General features: G+C 64.8%; 15 protein-coding genes. 14 read left to right on the plus strand and 1 reads right to left on the minus strand.

Going from position 1 to position 16,704, the window contains the following annotated elements; translation table 11 throughout:
• The first annotated feature begins 3 nt into the window (after positions 1-3).
• The 5 genes from ACZ5YA_RS03535 to ACZ5YA_RS03555 all read left to right on the plus strand — a co-directional run bounded on the left by ACZ5YA_RS03535 (position 4) and on the right by ACZ5YA_RS03555 (position 4,721).
• On the plus strand, positions 4-879 hold the full coding sequence (locus tag ACZ5YA_RS03535) for a branched-chain amino acid ABC transporter permease (RefSeq protein WP_059380313.1): 876 nt from the start codon (positions 4-6) through the stop codon (positions 877-879).
• A gap of 4 nt (positions 880-883) precedes the next feature.
• Entirely contained in the window at positions 884-1,786 is a 903-nt protein-coding gene (locus ACZ5YA_RS03540; RefSeq protein ID WP_054456758.1) for a branched-chain amino acid ABC transporter permease, read from the plus strand.
• On the plus strand, positions 1,783-2,544 hold the full coding sequence (locus ACZ5YA_RS03545; RefSeq protein WP_054456759.1) for an ABC transporter ATP-binding protein: 762 nt from the start codon (positions 1,783-1,785) through the stop codon (positions 2,542-2,544). Before ACZ5YA_RS03540 ends, ACZ5YA_RS03545 begins: the two co-directional genes overlap by 4 nt.
• Complete coding sequence (locus tag ACZ5YA_RS03550) at positions 2,541-3,287, plus strand: ABC transporter ATP-binding protein (protein WP_059380312.1); 747 nt, start codon at positions 2,541-2,543, stop codon at positions 3,285-3,287. The genes ACZ5YA_RS03545 and ACZ5YA_RS03550 overlap by 4 nt, the downstream gene beginning before the upstream one ends.
• An 81-nt stretch (positions 3,288-3,368) precedes the next feature.
• The gene (locus ACZ5YA_RS03555) at positions 3,369-4,721 is read left to right on the plus strand and encodes an amidase (protein ID WP_464092018.1); all 1,353 of its coding nucleotides are present in this window, start codon (positions 3,369-3,371) and stop codon (positions 4,719-4,721) included.
• A gap of 41 nt (positions 4,722-4,762) precedes the next feature.
• Here the strand turns inward: ACZ5YA_RS03555 and ACZ5YA_RS03560 are convergent, their stop codons facing one another.
• Complete coding sequence (locus ACZ5YA_RS03560; protein WP_464092019.1) at positions 4,763-5,962, minus strand: LacI family DNA-binding transcriptional regulator; 1,200 nt, start codon at positions 5,960-5,962, stop codon at positions 4,763-4,765.
• A gap of 47 nt (positions 5,963-6,009) precedes the next feature.
• Here ACZ5YA_RS03560 and hisD point away from each other — a divergent pair, with 47 nt between their 5' ends.
• The 9 genes from hisD (at position 6,010) to ACZ5YA_RS03605 (ending at position 16,476) form a co-directional block, all read left to right on the plus strand.
• Positions 6,010-7,317 carry a histidinol dehydrogenase gene (hisD, locus tag ACZ5YA_RS03565; protein ID WP_464092823.1) on the plus strand — a complete coding sequence of 436 codons (1,308 nt, stop codon included), beginning with the start codon at positions 6,010-6,012 and terminating at the stop codon, positions 7,315-7,317.
• A gap of 120 nt (positions 7,318-7,437) precedes the next feature.
• Positions 7,438-9,687 (plus strand): arylsulfatase, encoded by a 2,250-nt coding sequence (locus ACZ5YA_RS03570; RefSeq protein ID WP_306632802.1) that lies wholly within the window; start codon positions 7,438-7,440, stop codon positions 9,685-9,687.
• A 66-nt stretch (positions 9,688-9,753) separates the two neighbouring features.
• Positions 9,754-10,731: a Bug family tripartite tricarboxylate transporter substrate binding protein gene (locus ACZ5YA_RS03575; RefSeq protein ID WP_118934179.1), complete on the plus strand. Its 978-nt coding sequence runs from the start codon at positions 9,754-9,756 to the stop codon at positions 10,729-10,731.
• Between the two features lie 176 nt (positions 10,732-10,907).
• Positions 10,908-11,654: an IclR family transcriptional regulator gene (locus tag ACZ5YA_RS03580; RefSeq protein ID WP_059380310.1), complete on the plus strand. Its 747-nt coding sequence runs from the start codon at positions 10,908-10,910 to the stop codon at positions 11,652-11,654.
• A 74-nt stretch (positions 11,655-11,728) separates the two neighbouring features.
• Positions 11,729-12,472: a transporter substrate-binding domain-containing protein gene (locus ACZ5YA_RS03585; protein WP_013393488.1), complete on the plus strand. Its 744-nt coding sequence runs from the start codon at positions 11,729-11,731 to the stop codon at positions 12,470-12,472.
• Positions 12,469-13,137, plus strand: a complete 669-nt coding sequence (locus ACZ5YA_RS03590) for an amino acid ABC transporter permease (protein WP_013393489.1) — start codon at positions 12,469-12,471, stop codon at positions 13,135-13,137. The genes ACZ5YA_RS03585 and ACZ5YA_RS03590 overlap by 4 nt, the downstream gene beginning before the upstream one ends.
• 47 nt (positions 13,138-13,184) lie before the next feature.
• Positions 13,185-13,943 carry an amino acid ABC transporter ATP-binding protein gene (locus tag ACZ5YA_RS03595; RefSeq protein ID WP_165867946.1) on the plus strand — a complete coding sequence of 253 codons (759 nt, stop codon included), beginning with the start codon at positions 13,185-13,187 and terminating at the stop codon, positions 13,941-13,943.
• Complete coding sequence (hutG, locus tag ACZ5YA_RS03600) at positions 13,940-14,887, plus strand: formimidoylglutamase (protein ID WP_464092020.1); 948 nt, start codon at positions 13,940-13,942, stop codon at positions 14,885-14,887. The genes ACZ5YA_RS03595 and hutG overlap by 4 nt, the downstream gene beginning before the upstream one ends.
• Positions 14,888-15,186: 299 nt before the next feature.
• Positions 15,187-16,476: a Glu/Leu/Phe/Val family dehydrogenase gene (locus ACZ5YA_RS03605; RefSeq protein WP_059380307.1), complete on the plus strand. Its 1,290-nt coding sequence runs from the start codon at positions 15,187-15,189 to the stop codon at positions 16,474-16,476.
• Positions 16,477-16,704 lie beyond the last annotated feature (228 nt).

Consider the following 16,704-nt stretch of genomic DNA (forward strand, 5'->3'; position numbering starts at 1 on the left):
AGTATGGATGCAATCACCGTCATCAACGCCGCGATCAACGGCGTTGTGATCGGGATGCTGCTGGCCTTGCCGGCACTGGCGATCACGCTGGTGTTCGGCATCGCCCGCTTTCCCAACGCCGCCAGCGGCGACTACATGACGTTGGGCGCCTACGCCGCCGTCTTCACGCAGGCGCTGGCCGGCGGCTCGATGCTGGCGGGCGGCCTGGCCGCCGTCGCCGGCACCACCCTGGTCAGCCTGTTCTTCTATGCCTGGGTGTTCCGGCCGCTGGAGTCGCGCTCCAACGTGTCGCGCCTGATCGCGTCCATCGGCGTGGCGTTCGCGCTGCGCAGCACGATCACCTTCTTCGCCGGGCAGGACCAGTACACCTTCGACCTGCCGCTCACGCGCGCCTGGAATTTCGGCGGCGTGCGCATTTTGCCTACCGACCTGTACATCGTCGGCACGGCGGTGGCCGCGCTGGCGCTGGTGTTCGCCCTGATGCACATGACGCCCACCGGGCGGCGCATGCGGGCGGTGGCGGACAACCCCGAGCTGGCCGCTGCCAGCGGCATCCGCGGACGGCGCGTGATGATCACGCTGTGGAGCATCGCGGGCGCCTATTGCGGGCTGGGCGGCGTACTGCTGGGCATCAAGGCGGTGGTGATCCCCGAGCTGGGCTGGGAATTGCTGATGCCCATGTTCGCGGCCGTGATCCTGGGCGGCATCGGCAATCCGGTGGGCGCCATCGTTGGGATCATGGTGTTCAGCATTGCGCAGGAAGTCGCCAGCCTGGTGGTGGGACCTGCCTACAAGATCGTATTCGCCTTCGCGGTGCTGCTGTGCGTGCTGCTGCTGCGTCCCCAGGGCATCTTCGGCCGTCCGATGGCGGCGAGGTGAAATCATGGAAGCCTATCTGATTGCTATCGCCATCGGGATCCTGATCTACATGCTGCTGGCCTTCGGCCTGTCGCTGCACTACGGGTTCACCGGACTGATCAACTTCGGCCACGTCGGCTTCTTCGCCATCGGCGCCTACACCTCGGCCCTGCTGTCGCTCAAGGGCGTGCCCATACCCATCTCCATGGCGGCGGCCGCGGCGTTCGCGGCGCTGGCCGCGTGGCCGCTGGGCATGATCGCCTTGCGGCTGGGCAGCGACTACCTCGCCATCGTGACGCTGGGTTTCTCGGAGTCGGTGCGCATGATGCTGCAGACCGAGGAATGGCTGACGCGCGGGATGCACGGCCTGCCGGGCATCCCGCGGCTGTTCGCGGGCTGGGCCTCGCCGCAGACGGTGGACCTGTGGATCATGCTGTTGCTTCTGGCGGTCAACGCCGGCGCCTTGTTCCTCATCCACCTGGTGATACGCAGCCCGTTTGGCCGCGTGATCGAGGCGGTGCGGGACAACGAAGTCGCGGTGCGGGCGCTGGGCAAGGACCCGGCCCGCTTCAAGACCCGTTCGCTGATGCTGGGCGCGGGCCTGGCCGGCCTGGCGGGCGCCTTCCAGGCGCACTACCTGACCTTCATCAGCCCGGAACAGTTCGTGCCGCTGATCACCTTCTACATCTGGATCGCCATCATCCTGGGTGGGGTGGGGCGCTTGAGCGGCGTGGTGGCCGGCACGGTGCTGCTGGTCGGGTTCCTGGAAGGCTCGCGCTTCGTGCGCGACTTCGTCGGCGGCATCTCGGAGGTGCAGATGGCCAGCGTGCGCATCGGCGTCATCGGCCTGGCGCTCATCTGCGTGGTGCTTTACCGGCCCCAGGGCATTTTTGGCAACGCGGGCACGACGCGCAGGAGAAAGGCATGACGCTGCTTTGCATCAAAGGGCTGAGCGCCAGCTTCGGCGGCTTCAAGGCGCTGGACGACGTATCGCTGGAAGTGCGCAAGGGTGAAATGGTCGGGGTGATCGGCACCAACGGCGCGGGCAAGAGCACGCTGTTCTCGGTGGTCACGGGCTACATCCCGCCCAGTTCCGGGTCGGTGCGCTTCGCCGACGAGGACATCACGGGCGTGGCCGTGCACCAGCGCGTGCGCCGGGGCCTGGCGCGCACCTTCCAGGTGCCGCGCGAGTTCAGCCAGCTGACGGTCTTTGACAACATGATGGCGGCCGCGCCGGACCAGCGCGGCGAAAAGCTGGCGGCGCTGGTCTTCGCCCGCCGCGAAGTCGCCCGCGAAGAAGCGCGCAACGCGGAGCGGGTGCACGAGCTGCTGGCCTTCCTGAACCTGTCCCGGGTGGCGGACGAGCCCGCCGGCAAGTTGTCGGGCGGGCAGAAGAAGCTGCTGGAGCTGGGGCGGCTCTTGATGCTGGAGCCGCGCTGCATCCTGCTGGACGAGCCGTTCGCCGGAGTCAATCCGGTGCTGATCGAAGAGCTGTCGGCGCGCATCGTGGAACTGAACCAGCGCGGCCTGACCGTCGCCATCATCGAACACAACCTGGAAGAGCTGTCGCGCATCGTGCCGCGCATGTACGTCATGGACCGCGGCCGGGTCATCGCCGAAGGCACGCCCGACAGCGTGCTGGCCAATGAACAGGTGCGCGAAGCGTACATGGGGGGAGTGATATGAGCCAGCTCGTCATGCAAGGCCTGTCCGGGGGCTACGGCGAGGTCGATATCGTGTCCGGCATCGACATGCACGTGGCGCCGCGCGAGATCGTCACCATCGCCGGCACCAACGGCGCGGGCAAGTCCACGCTGGTCAAGGCGGTGATGGGTTTGTTGCCGCGCATCGCCGGCACCATGACCTTCGATGGCCGCGACCTGCTCGCGCTGCCGGTCGAGGAGCGCGTGCGCATCGGCATCTCATACGTGCCGCAGGTGCGCAACGTGTTCGGCGCGCTGACGGTGCTGGAAAACCTGCAGGTGGTGGAGCACGTGCAGGCGCGCGAAAAGCGCATCCGCGACATGTTCGACCTGTTTCCCGCGCTGGCCGGGCGGCGCAAGACCCATGCCGAGAACCTCTCCGGCGGCGAACGCCAGCAGCTGGCCTTTGCCCGCGCGCTGATGTCCTCGCCGCGCCTGATGGTGCTGGACGAACCGTCCGCCGCCTTGTCGCCGGCGCTGACCGAGCAGGTGTTCGCCGAAGTGCGGCGCTTGCCCCAGATCGGCGTGGGCGTGCTGATGGTGGAGCAGCGCGCGCGCCAGGCGCTGGCATTCAGCGACCGCGGCTACATCCTGGATTCCGGCCGCATCGTGCTGACCGACACGGGGCAGGCGCTGCTGGCCAACCAGCACATGAGCGATCTGTACATAGGGCGGGGCGGCCACGCGGGCGCGGACCGTCCGCCCAGCGGCAGCGTTCCCGCTTGAAAGCGCCAGAGCCATCCCGCCGGCAGCCGCCGTCGCGGATGGCAAATCCATATTCCCATATCTCTTTGCAGGAGCCGTATCTTGCCTATTTCCGAAACCATGGTTTCCCCGGCGCCCGTTGCGCGCCGTCCGGCGCCCGGCGCCATCGCCGCTTTGACCGCCACCGAGGGCCTGGCCGCGCTGGAGCAGGGCAAGCTGACTTGCGAGGCCTGGGCGCGCGCCTGCCTGGAGCGCATCGAGGAGCGCAACGGCGGCGTCAAGGCCTGGGTCCGGGTGGACGCCGAGGGCGCGCTGGCCCGCGCCCGCGAATGGGACCGCCATGGCCGGCGGCGCGCGCTGGACGGCGTGCCGCTGGGCATCAAGGACACCATCGACACCGCGGCCATGCCCACCGAATTGGGCGACCCCGAGATCTTCCCCGGCCGCCAGCCCGAGGCCGATGCGCCCGTGGTGACGCAGGCGCAGGAGCTGGGCTTCAACGTGCTGGGCAAGAACACCGTGTCGCGCCACGCCATCATGCTGCCCGGGCCTGCGCGCAACCCGCATGACCTGACCCGCACGCCGGCCGCGTCCTCGGCCGGTTCGGCGGCGGCCGTCGCCGACTTCATGGCGCCGCTGTCCATCGGCACGCAGACGGCGGGCTCCATCCTGCGGCCATCAGCATTCTGCGGCGCGGTCGGCTTCAAGCCCACGCTGGACGCCATTCCCTACGTGGCGATCCGGCGCTATTCGCGGGTGCTGGACGTGATCGGGCCGATCTCGCGTTCGGTCGACGACGCGGCCTTGTTCATGCGTGCGTTTACGGGCGATCCCCGGTTTGATCCGGCGTCCTCGTTGCGCAACGACTTCCGTCTGGGCGTGTGGCGCCCCAAGGATTGGGCCGACACCGAACCCTGCATGCGCGAGAGCTTCGAGGCCAATCTGCGCGCCTTGTCGACCGCCGGCGTCAAGGTCACGGAGCTGGTCATGCCGCCGGCCTTCGACACCATGGGCGAGGCGCAGGACGTGATCATGGCCTACGACCTGGCGCGCGAGTATGCCGCCATCAAGCGCGACCATGCGGCGCTGTGCGATCCCGGGCTGATCGAGTACCTGACGATGGGCGAGGGCCTGTCCGCGGCCGATTACGCCGGCGCGCTGGACGCCGCCGACGCCTGCCGCCGGGCGTTCTACGACGTTGCGCGCGAAGTCGACGCAGTGGCCATGCCGTCCACGCTGGGCGAGGCGCCGCTCGCCAGCTCCACCGGCAGCTCGGCCTTCATCCGCATCTGGTCGTTGCTGCACAACCCGTCCATCACCTTGCCGGTCGCGCGCGGCCCCAACGGGCTGCCGCTGGGCTTCCAGATGGTCGGCTTCGTAAAGGAAGATGCGCGGCTGCTGTACTGGGCGCGTTGCGCCGAGCGCATCCTGGGGTCGACCGCCCACCAGGTTTGAATAGCCGCGGTCCGGGCAGCCGCATGATCCGGTGCCGGAGGTCACCGGGTTTGCAAGTTCGTCCTTGGACTTTTAGAAACAACCGGCGTGCTGTTCCAGGCCGCCGTTGTTTCGCGCTGGATCAGATGGATGGGCAGCACATCCCGCGATCCCGTCGTGGGAATTGGTCCGTTGATGCGATCCAGCAGCCTGCGCGCGGCAGTGCGAGCCATCGTTTCAACCGGTTGCCGGATGGTCGTGAGGGACATCACGTGCGTGCCCGCCAGGGGCATATCGTCGAATCCCAAGACTGAGAGGCCTTGCGGCACGGCTATTCCCTTGCGTTTGGCCGCTTCGAGCACACCCAGCGCCATCGTGTCATTGCCGGCAATGATTGCGGAGACGGGATCAGGGCCGGACAGCAACGTCATAGCGCTCGAGTAACCGCTTTCCATCGTGTACATGCCAAAAATCAGCGGTACGTCCTGACGGCGAATTTTCTGGCTTTCCAGCCAGGCCAGGGCACCTTCCGACCGGTCGCGGCTCGTTGACGTATTGCGTTGCCCCATGACCAGCCCGATCCGTCTGTGGCCCAGTTCGAAAAGATGACGTGCCGCTTCTGCGCCGGCATGGACGTTGTCGATCTCGACGGTATCGACATTCGAGTTGTCTACCGAGCGGATGACGAGCACCAGTGGAATGGCTCGGCGCTTCAGTTCCGTGACGATAGGAGAATCCAGCGTTGCGGTCGCCAGCACGAGTCCATCGAGATAGCCGTCGACAAGCGGGCGCAGCCTTTGAAGGCAGTTCGACTCGCTCATTGAATCGATGATGAGAATCATGTGGTAGCCGGCTTCGTCGAACGCATCATGCAGATGAGCGATCAAGGATGTGATGAAAGGGTTGTGCAACGCTTCCACCACAACACCTATGACTTTCGTCGCGGCCTTGCGCAGTTTTCTGCCCTGCATGGGCAGGCGATATCCCAGGTGCGCGGCGGCCTCCTGAACGGCATCGCGGGTAGCGGCGCTGATTGCAGGGTGGCCGGATAGCGCCCGCGAGACGGTGGACACTGCGACGCCCGCTCGATCCGCAACGTCCTTCAACTTCTTCTTCTGGGGAGCCGATTCGTCGTCTTGCATGGCGGACCTTTTGTTGAGGGTTTTTACCAACCATTTGCACGGCAATTGCACGGAAAATTGCACCATAATTTGTGCAAATGTGGAATGCAAAATATAGCAATATTTGCATTCGATGCGCAATCGTGAATATGTTGGATAGCCAATTTTTCATCAACTTGGAGCAAGCGATGGTTCGGTTTCTGAAGCAAGGACGCACGGAAGAGCAATCGGAGTCCGATGCGGCGCAGGTGCAAAGCACGGTCAGCGGCATTCTTGCCGATATCGGGAAGCGAGGGGACGAGGCACTCCTCGAGTACTCCCGGAAGTTCGACCAATGGGGGCCCGAATCTTTCAGGCTCACGGATGTTCAGATCCAAGACTGCATGGCGCAGTTGAGCGCGGGGCAGCTCGACGACATCCGCTTTGCGCAAGCGCAGATACGCAATTTCGCCCAATTGCAGAAGGAATCCTTGCGCGATGTCGAAGTCGAGACCATCCCGGGAGTCATTCTCGGGCATAAGAACCTTCCGGTGGAAAGCGTGGCCTGCTATGTGCCGGGCGGAAAATTCCCGCTGGTTGCGTCGGCGCATATGGGCGTCGTGACAGCAAAGGTTGCGGGCGTGCCCCGCGTGGTCGCTTCGTCGCCCGTGGTGAACGGCAAGCCATCGGCGGCCGTGGTCGCGGCAATGCATTTGGCCGGGGCGGACGAGATCTATACGCTGGGCGGCGTGCAGGCCATCGGCGCCTTCGCCATCGGCACGGCAAGCATTCGTCCGACGACCATGGTCATCGGACCCGGCAACGCTTACGTGGCCGAGGCAAAACGACAGCTATTCGGCCGGATCGGGATCGATCTGCTGGCGGGACCGACGGAGACCCTGGTCATCGCTGATGATTCGGTCGATGCCGAGCTGTGCGCTACGGACCTGCTCGGGCAGGCTGAACACGGCTACAACACGCCCGCGATCCTGATCACCAACTCGGAAACGCTGGCTCGCGACACCATGCAGGCAATCGAGCGCTTGCTGAAGATCTTGCCCACCGCGAATACGGCTGGCGTGTCCTGGCGCGACTACGGCCAGGTAATCGTTTGCGACAGCTACGAAGAGATGGTGGAGCAGGCCGACCTCATCGCCAGCGAGCATGTCCAGGTCATGACGCGAGATCCCGATTACTTCTTGAACAATATGCGGAACTACGGCGCTCTTTTCCTTGGCGCGCGTACCAACGTCGCCTACGGCGACAAGGTCATAGGCACGAATCACACCTTGCCCACGGGCAAGGCTGCCCGTTACACCGGGGGCTTGTGGGTGGGGAAGTTCATCAAGACCTGCACCTATCAGAAGGTCTTGACGGATGAGGCTTCGGCCCTGGTCGGCCGCTATTGCTCCAGGCTGTGCGGCATCGAAGGCATGGTAGGCCACGGCGAACAGGCGAACATCCGCATCCGCCGTTATGGCAACACCGATGTGCCTTATGCCGGGGTTGCCGCCTGAACGGATGGCCGGTTCCCGCTGGCTTGAGTTCGCGCCGCGCGGACCTTTGCGGCTGGAAGGTGCCGGCCGCTTTTAATTGAATGTGATCGAGACGACTCGACGACTTAGCAAGGGATGGCAATGGAAAAATCCGAAGATGAATTCAAAGGCGAAATAGGCCGCACGTATCGAGACTCGACGCCATCGTGGCCGGAGCAGGTTCGCGTTCCGAAGGACGCCCCCAACATCGTATTTGTCGTGCTTGATGATGTGGGCTTTGCTGATTTGGGATGCTATGGGTCCGAGATTGCGACGCCGCGCATGGACCGTCTGGCGGCGAAGGGTGCCCACTATTCGAACTTTCACGTGACTTCCATGTGCTCGCCGACACGGGCCTGCCTGTTGACGGGCCGCAACTCGCATGCGGCAGGGGTGGGCATCATTGCGGAATGGTCGAGCGGCTATCCCGGGTACACGGGCCAGGTCGGAAAAAATGCCGCCACCGTTCCCGAAGTTCTGGGCTTGCATGGCTATTCCAGCTACGCCGTCGGGAAATGGCATTTGACCAATATCGCCGACTACGGCGCGGCCGGCCCGCACGACAACTGGCCCATAGGCAAAGGTTTCAACCGCTGGTACGGATTTCACGGCGCGCTGACGGATCAATGGAATCCTGAGCTATGCCAGGACAACCGTCCTATCCAGCTCGAGAAGACGGACGACTATCACCTGAGCACGGATCTGGTCGACCACGCAATCACCGACATCAAGGACCACATCAGTTCCGCCCAGGGGCGGCCGTTCTTCCTGTACTTGGCGTTTGGCGCCTGCCACTGGCCTCATCACGTCCCCCAGGAGTACATCGAGCGCCACAAGGGCAAGTACGACTGCGGCTGGGACGTCATTCGCGCCCAGCGGCACAAGAAGCAGCTGGAATTGGGCGTCGTGCCCCCCGGCACGGCGCTTGCGCCGCTCAATCCTGGGGTCCGTCCATGGGCGGAGTTTCCAGAGGACGAGCGCACGCTATTGGCGCGCCTTCAAGAAACCTATGCGGGTTTCCTGGAGCACACGGACGATCAGGTAGGCAGGCTCGTCGATCACCTGGAAGCCATCGGCCAACTGGACAATACGCTGATCGTATTGCTTTCCGACAACGGCGCAAGCCCCGAGGGCGGCCCCACGGGGGCGATCAACTTGCGCAAGCATATGGTCTACGAGACGGAGTCGCCGCAGGTCGGCATTGCGCATCTGGACAAGATCGGCAGTGAGCTGGCGTACAACCATTACCCCACCGGCTGGGCGCAAGTCTCAAATACTCCCTTGAAGTGGTACAAAAAAAACGTGCACGGAGGCGGGGTCCGCGCACCGTTGATCATCCATTGGCCGGGACATATTGCCGATCCGGGGGTGCTGAGGCATCAATATCACCACGTCATCGACATTGCGCCGACGCTATACGAAATCATGAACATCGAGGTGCCCGGGCAATACAAGGGCGTGTCGCAATTGCCGGTGCATGGCGTCGGCATGAATTACACGTTCGCCGATGTCCAGGCGCCGACGAAGAAGGACTCCCAGATTTTCGAGCTGCTGGGAGATCGCGCCATCTGGCATCAAGGTTGGAAGGCGGTTTCACGGCACCCGAAGGGGCGCGATTTCGACCTGGACCAATGGGAGCTTTACCACCTGTCCGAAGACTTCTCCGAGGCTTGCGATCTGGCCAAACAGCATCCGCAGAAGCTTGAAGAGCTCGTGGCCCTCTGGTGGGAGCAGGCGGGCCGGTATGGCGTCCTGCCGTTGGATGACAGGGATTGGGAGCGGGCGGCCGAGCGGCTCAAGATGAACCAGACCCTGCGCTATGAATTCCATAGCAATATGGCCCGGGTGGACAGAATGCAATCCCCCGACATCACGGATCGCAGCTATGCCGTTGAAGCGCGATTCACCGTCGGCGACGAGCCGCCGCGAGGCGTGCTGTTGGCCTGGGGTAGCCATTTCGGCGGCTTCGTGATCTACCTGAAGGACGGGCGGCTTTGTTATGAGTACGTGTACTCCGAGTCGCTGACGCATCGTATTGAGGGTCCCTACCAGCCCCCGCCCGGTGATGCCAAGGTCGAGCTGCATTTCATCCGGACGGGAAAGAACGCCGGGCGAGCGGTATTGCTGGCGGATGGCAATGAAATCGGCGAAGTCGAGATCCCCAAGACCTGGCCTACGCACGGCACGACCGCAGGGCTGAACTGCGGACAGGATGCCGGCGCTCCCGTGAGTTTTTCGTATCAGAAGCCGTTCCGGTTCAACGCCGGCGGATTGAAAGTGACAGTGAATCTTGCGACGGACAGTGAAAGCGAGGCGGGGGCGGCGTACGCCGCCGCCCTGAAAGAACAGTAAGGCGTCTGGCGTATGCCGTCGCAGGCCGTACGTCGGGTCAGTCCTTTTAAAAGAACAGGAAACGTTATGTGGAAAGCACTTTTACGCTCGTTCGGGCTTGCGTGCAGCTTTGCCGCTGTGCTGCAGTCTGCGCATGCCGAGGCCGTCTACCCGGCCAAACCCATCCGTTTGGTGGTGGCGTTTTCGCCGGGCGGTTCAGCGGATATCCTGGCTCGCCTGCTGGCAGAGAGAATGGCGGAGAACCTGGGAAAGCCAGTCATCGTCGAGAACAAGGCTGGGGCCAGCGGCAACATTGGCGGCGATTTTGTCGCACGTTCCGCGCCGGACGGGTACACGTTGTTGCTGGCTTCGGCCGGGCCGACGGTCATCAATCCCAGCCTGTATTCCAACATGCCCTACAAGCCGGCGACGGATCTCGCGCCCGTTTCGCTATTGGTCAAGGATTACAACCTGATGGTGATCAATGCTTCGATCCCGGCAAGAAACCTGAAGGAGTTCATTGCCTATGCGAAGTCCCATCCTGGAAAACTGAGTTTTGGCTCGCCAGGAACGGGTACGCCAGCGCATCTGGCAGGTGAACTCCTCAATCAGCGGGCGGGAACGGAAATGCTGCATGTGCCCTACAAGGGTACCGGCCCGGCCGTCACAGACTTGCTGGCGGGGCACATCACCATGATGATCGACAACATGCCGCCGTTGTTGCCGTATGTGCAATCGGGAAAACTGCGGGCCTTGGCTGTGGCTAGCGAAGCGCGAGCGGAGTCCATGCCGGATGTGCCCACCGCCAAGGAAGCCGGGCTGGATAACTATGTGGTAACCGCATGGAAGGGCTTGATGGTGCCCGCCGGCACGCCCGGACCCGTGATCGAGCGGCTGCATGTAGCGGTCACGCAGGCGTTGGCGAGTCCGGAAATGAAAAAGCGTCTGGTGGAACTGGGCGCGGAACCCGTCGGAGGCAGCCCTGCTCAATTCGCCGAGCAGATTCGCAACGATACGGCGTGGTGGGCGGCGCTGATCAAGTCGACGGGCACAAAGCTGGATTAGGGACCGGGCTCGCCAAGTCCGCAATCGCGGCGAGTGGACGGTGTTTTGGGATGGGCCGTACTTCCGGCCCATCCAGTCATTTTCCGGGTTTTCCCCAATTATTCTCAAAAAGTGGGAATAAAAACCTGGATAAGAACCAAAAATTGATAATCTGCGCTCCGTTAGCTTGGAGCCACATGTTGAAAGCGGATCTATCAGTCGGGGCAGGCGCGGATCGCGTGCTGTATGTGCTGGCCACCTTGGCCAGGCACGACGGCCCCCTTAGCATTGCCGCGTTGGCCGAGCAGACCGGCCTGGCGCAAAGCACCCTGTACCGCCAGGTGGCGCTGCTCAAGCGCTGGGGTTTTGTCGCCGAGCACGACGGCGAATACGGCCCCGGCCCGCTATGCGTGCAGCTGGCCTGGGGCTTTGACCAGTCCTCGTTCCTGATCCATGAAGCGCAGCCCGACATGGCCGCGCTGGCCGCCGCCTCCGGCGAGACCATAGGCCTGCTGGTGGCGGTCAAGGACCAGGCGGTCTGCCTGGACATGATCGAAAGCCAGCATCCGCTGCGCTGTTCCTTCACCAAGGGGCGCGGCCTGCCGCTGGCGCGCGGCGCTTCGGCCAAGTCCCTGCTGGCCTTCATGCCGCTGGCCCGGCAGCAGGCCGCGCTGGCTTATCTGGCGGCCGAGGCCGACGTGGACGCCGGCCGGTTGGGCCACGAGCTGGAAGCCATCCGCGCCCAGGGTTATGCCGTCACCGACAGCGAAGTCGATGCCGGCGTCTGGGGTGTCAGCGTCCCTATTTTTCAACGCGCCAATCAGGCCGTGGCCTCGATCACGCTGATGGCGCCATCGACCCGGGCCGCCCAGCGGCCCGAGGCATTGACCGAAATGACCGTGGCCGCGGCCCGGCGCATCTCGGCGAAGTTGCAGGTTCATTGAAACAGCCTTCTTCCACTCCACGCCGTACCCATACCCACCCGACCGCCGTATCCCCATTCCATAGAGGACCCACCATGACCACTCGCCGCACACTGCTGACCGCCGCCCTGACGCTGGGCCTCGCCTGGAGCGCCGGTCCGGCGTTCGCCCAGGAAACCATCCGCGCCGTCACCGACGCGACCTTCCCGCCGATGGAGTTCGTCAAGGACGGCAAGCGCACCGGGTTCGACATCGAACTGGTGGAAGCGCTGGCCGGCGCCATGGGCAAGAAGGTCGAGTGGATCGACATCGACTTCAAGGGCCTGATTCCCGCGCTGCAGGCCGGCCGCGCCGATATCGCCGTGTCCGCCATCTACATCACGCCCGAGCGCGCCAAGGTGGTGGACTTCACCGATCCCTACTACGCGGGCGGCCTGGTCGTGATGACCAAGAAGGACGGCCCGGTCAAGACGCTGAAGGACCTGGACGGCCGCAAGGTCTCGGTGCAGGTCGGCACCAAGTCGGTCAACTACCTGAAGGAACACTACCCGGCGGTGCAGCGCGTGGAAGTCGAGAAGAACCAGGAAATGTTCAACCTGGTGCAGATCGGCCGCGCCGAAGCCGCCGTGACCGGCAAGCCCGCCGCCAAGCTGTTCGCCCAGAGCACGCCGGACCTGACGGTGCTGAACGACCAGATCACCACCGAGGACTACGGCATCGCCGTGCCCAAGAACAAGCCCGAGCTGACCCGTGAACTGAACGCCGCGCTGCAGAAGCTCAAGGCCGACGGCAGCTACCAGGCCATCGTCAACAAGTGGTTCGAGGCCCCCGCGAAATGAACCTGGATTTTTCTCCCGTCTTTGCCGACTTCGGCGCGCTGATCAATGGCGCCGTGGTCACCGTCGAGGTGACCGCGGGCGCCTTGCTGCTGGCCTGCGTCATCGGCCTGCTGGTGGGCGTGGGGCGCCTGAACCCCAAGCGCTACGTCATCTACAACCTGTGCAGCGTCTACCTGCTGCTGTTCCGCGGCACGCCGCTGCTGGTGCAGCTGTTCATCTGGTTCTTCGGCTTGCCGCATTTCGGCATCACCCTGCCGGCGTTCGCCTGCGGCGTGCTGGGGCTGGGCATGTATTCGGGCGCCTACGTGTCCGAAATCGTGCGCGGCGCGATCCAGTCGGTGGACCGCGGCCAGACCGAAGCGGCGCGCTCGCTGGGCATGTCGTCCGGCCAGGCCATGCGCATCATCGTGCTGCCGCAGGCGGTGGTGCGCATGATCCCGCCGCTGGGCAATGAATTCATCGCGCTGATCAAGAACTCGGCCCTGGTGTCGCTCTTGACGATCCACGACCTGATGCATGAAGGCCAGAAGATCATCAGCGTGTCCTATCGCTCGCTGGAAACCTATCTGGTGGTGGCGCTGATTTATCTGATCCTGACCACGGCCACCATGCTGGTGCTGCGCAAGGTTGAACACCGCCTGCGCGCGGGAGGGATGGTGCAATGAACTCCGCAATGAACTCCGCTACGACCCGGGCCGCGGACCCGCAAGAAATGATCCGCATCCGCGGCCTGCGCAAGTCCTATGGCGACCACGAAGTCCTGCGCGGCATCGACTTCGACGTGCTGCCGTCCCAGGTGGTGGTGGTGATCGGGCCCAGCGGTTCGGGCAAGAGCACCTTGCTGCGCTGCTGCAACGGGCTGGAAGTGGCGCAGACCGGCACCATCGACATCTGCGGCCAGACCTTGCTGGACCACGGCAAGCTGTTGCCCGAGGCCGAGCTCAACCAGCTGCGCATGCAGGTGGGCATGGTGTTCCAGGGCTTCAACCTGTTCCCGCACCTGTCGGTGCTGGACAACGTGACGGTCGGTCCGCGCAAGCTGCGCGGCATGGGCCGCGAAGAAGCCCACGCGCTGGCGGCGGACCTGCTGGACAAGGTCGGCCTGGGCCAGAAGATGTCGGCCATGCCGGCCAGCCTGTCCGGCGGGCAGAAGCAGCGCGTCGCCATCGCGCGCGCGCTGGCCATGCAGCCCAAGGTCATGCTGTTCGACGAGCCGACCTCGGCGCTGGACCCGGAGCTGGTGGGTGAAGTGCTGCAGGTCATGAAGCTGCTGGCCAAGGAAGGCATGACCATGATGGTGGTCACGCACGAAATGGGTTTCGCCCGCGACGTGGCCGACGTGGTGGCGGTGATGGACGGCGGCGTGATCCTGGAGTCCGGCTCGCCCGACGTGATCTTCACCCAACCGCGCGAACCGCGCACCCGCGAGTTCCTGCAGGCGGTGCTGAACGCGGGGCAGGGGGCGGCATGAGCGTGGCGCAATTCGACCGAAGCTTGTGGAAGGCCCGCGACGACAGCGCCGAACAAGGCGACACGCGCCGCCTGGCGCATATCGTCGAAGCGGCCGCCGGCCAAGCCCGCAAAGGCGAGGCGGTGCTGCTGGGCTTTGCCTGCGACGCCGGCGTGGCCCGCAACCAGGGCCGCATCGGCGCGGCCGAAGGGCCGTCGGCCATCCGCAAGTTCCTGGCGGGCCTGCCGGCCCACGGCCTCACGCGCCTGCTGGACGCGGGCGACGTGGCCTGCGAAGGCGACCGGCTCGAAGACGCCCAGGAACAGTTGGGCCTGCGCGTGGCGGAACTGATGGAGCAGGGCGCCCGCCCGCTGGTGCTGGGCGGCGGCCACGAGATCGCGTGGGGCAGCTTCCAGGGCCTGGCGCGCTGGCTGGACGCCCGCGGCGACACGGAACCCGTGCTGGTGCTGAACCTGGACGCGCACTTCGACCTGCGCACCGGACGGCCCGGCAGCTCCGGCACGCCGTTCGACCAGATTTCGCGCTATTGCGAGGAACGCGGGCGGGCCCTGCAATACGCCTGCCTGGGCGTATCGCGGCTGGCCAACACGCCGGCGCTGTATGCGCGCGCCGCTGAAGTCGGCGCCGTCTGGGTCGAGGACCGCGACATGCAGGAGCGCCACCTGGCGGCGCGCCTGGCCAACGTCGACGCCTTGCTGGCCCGGGCACGGCACGTGTACCTGACCATCGACCTGGACGTGCTGCCCGCGGCGGTCATGCCCGGGGTATCGGCACCGGCGCCCTATGGGGTGCCGCTGGCGGTGATCGAGGAAATCGTGCTGCGGGTCAAGGCCAGCGGAAAGCTGCGCCTGGCCGATATGGCGGAGTTCAACCCGCGTTTCGACCAGGACGGCCACGGCGCGCGGGCGGCCGCCCGCCTGGCCTGGCAGTTGTTGAACGATTGAGCGGACCGGCGCCTCATCCTTCGGATGGGGGGGCAGGATCAGGCGGGGCGGTTTCCTGGGAGGAAACCGCCCCGTTTTTCATCCCCCTTATGGCGGGCGGCAGGGCTTGCGGCTTATGGCTGGCAGGCTGGACGCTGCCGATTTGGCGGCTTAGGATAAGGGCAGCATCAGGCTTGGGTTTGCGGCCCGTTCAACCGCCGCAACAGTTATGTGTCCCTAATTAAAATATTTTCGTTTTAAATGGGGACGCTATAACTTTCGTGGATAAAATGGCGCAACTTTGTCAGGAGAGCCAGCTCATGTCTCAAACTCCCACCCACGCATTGCCGTCTTATCTGAACGCCGAGGACCTCGGTCCCTGGGGCAACTACCTGCAACAAGTCGACCGGGTCACCCCGTATCTTGGTTCGCTGGCGCGTTGGGTCGAGACCCTGAAGCGCCCGAAGCGTTCCCTGATCGTCGACGTGCCGATCGAACTCGACAACGGCAGCATCGCCCACTTCGAGGGCTACCGCGTCCAGCACAACACCTCGCGCGGCCCCGGCAAGGGCGGCGTGCGTTTCCACCAGGACGTCACGCTCTCCGAAGTGATGGCGCTGGCGGCCTGGATGTCGATCAAGAACGCCGCGGTGAACCTGCCCTACGGCGGCGCCAAGGGCGGCGTGCGCGTCGATCCGCGCAAGCTGTCGGCCTCCGAACTCGAGCGCATGACGCGCCGCTACACCTCGGAAATCGGCGTCATCATCGGACCGTCCAAGGACATCCCGGCGCCCGACGTGAACACCAACGCCCAGACCATGGCCTGGATGATGGACACGTACTCCATGAACGAAGGCGCCACCGCCACGGGCGTGGTTACCGGCAAGCCGATCGCGCTGGGCGGCAGCCTGGGCCGCGTCGAGGCCACTGGCCGCGGCGTGTTCGTGGTGGGCTGCGAAGCCGCGCGCGACCTCAACATCGACGTGTCCAAGGCGCGCGTGGTGGTGCAGGGCTTCGGCAACGTGGGCGGCACCGCCGCCCGTCTGTTCCATGAAGCCGGCGCCAAGGTCATCGCCGCGCAGGACCACACCGGCACCGTCCACAATCCGGCGGGCCTGGACGTGCACAAGCTGCTGTCCTACGTGTCGCAGCATGGCGGCGTGGGCGGCTTCTCCGGCGGCCAGGCCATGGACAAGGCTGAATTCTGGACGCTGGAAACCGAATTCCTGATCCCGGCCGCCCTGGAAAGCCAGATCACCGCCGACAACGCCGCCAAGGTGCGCGCGAAGATCGTGGTGGAAGGCGCCAACGGCCCGACCACGCCGGAAGCGGACGACATCCTGGCCGAACACGGCGTGTACGTGGTGCCGGACGTGCTGGCCAACGCTGGCGGCGTGACGGTCAGCTACTTCGAATGGGTGCAGGACTTCTCCAGCTTCTTCTGGAGCGAGGACGAGATCAACCAGCGCCTGGAGCGCCTGATGCGCGAAGCCTACGCGTCGGTGTCGCAAGTGGCCAAGGAACACAAGGTCACGCTGCGCACGGCGGCGTTCATCGTCGCTTGCACGCGCATCCTGCAGGCGCGCCAGGTGCGCGGCCTGTACCCCTGATACCGGATACGGCGGGGCGTCCCCGGACGCCGCGCCGAGGAGGGCAGGGAGACAAAAACGGAAATCGCCCCGCAAGGGGCGATTTCCATTTGCGCGTCCGCAAGCGCAGCGCGCACGAATAGCACACGGGTATTGCAGGCCTGCGGGCGCCGCGCGATGGCATGCGGGCTGTCGGCGGTGCGCCACATCCCGGGCGCTTTTTTGCAGCCTAGGGATTTTCCCAGCTTG

Source organism: Achromobacter sp. JCM 18799 (assembly GCF_055395645.1).

Coding starts and splice junctions, on each gene's coding strand:
- ACZ5YA_RS03535 (WP_059380313.1), top strand. CDS start 4: ATGGATGCAATCACCGTCATCAACGCCGCGATCAACGGCGTTGTGATC.
- ACZ5YA_RS03540 (WP_054456758.1), top strand. CDS start 884: ATGGAAGCCTATCTGATTGCTATCGCCATCGGGATCCTGATCTACATG.
- ACZ5YA_RS03545 (WP_054456759.1), top strand. CDS start 1,783: ATGACGCTGCTTTGCATCAAAGGGCTGAGCGCCAGCTTCGGCGGCTTC.
- ACZ5YA_RS03550 (WP_059380312.1), top strand. CDS start 2,541: ATGAGCCAGCTCGTCATGCAAGGCCTGTCCGGGGGCTACGGCGAGGTC.
- hisD (WP_464092823.1), top strand. CDS start 6,010: ATGGTTCGGTTTCTGAAGCAAGGACGCACGGAAGAGCAATCGGAGTCC.
- ACZ5YA_RS03570 (WP_306632802.1), top strand. CDS start 7,438: ATGGAAAAATCCGAAGATGAATTCAAAGGCGAAATAGGCCGCACGTAT.
- ACZ5YA_RS03575 (WP_118934179.1), top strand. CDS start 9,754: ATGTGGAAAGCACTTTTACGCTCGTTCGGGCTTGCGTGCAGCTTTGCC.
- ACZ5YA_RS03580 (WP_059380310.1), top strand. CDS start 10,908: ATGTTGAAAGCGGATCTATCAGTCGGGGCAGGCGCGGATCGCGTGCTG.
- ACZ5YA_RS03585 (WP_013393488.1), top strand. CDS start 11,729: ATGACCACTCGCCGCACACTGCTGACCGCCGCCCTGACGCTGGGCCTC.
- ACZ5YA_RS03590 (WP_013393489.1), top strand. CDS start 12,469: ATGAACCTGGATTTTTCTCCCGTCTTTGCCGACTTCGGCGCGCTGATC.
- ACZ5YA_RS03595 (WP_165867946.1), top strand. CDS start 13,185: ATGATCCGCATCCGCGGCCTGCGCAAGTCCTATGGCGACCACGAAGTC.
- hutG (WP_464092020.1), top strand. CDS start 13,940: ATGAGCGTGGCGCAATTCGACCGAAGCTTGTGGAAGGCCCGCGACGAC.
- ACZ5YA_RS03605 (WP_059380307.1), top strand. CDS start 15,187: ATGTCTCAAACTCCCACCCACGCATTGCCGTCTTATCTGAACGCCGAG.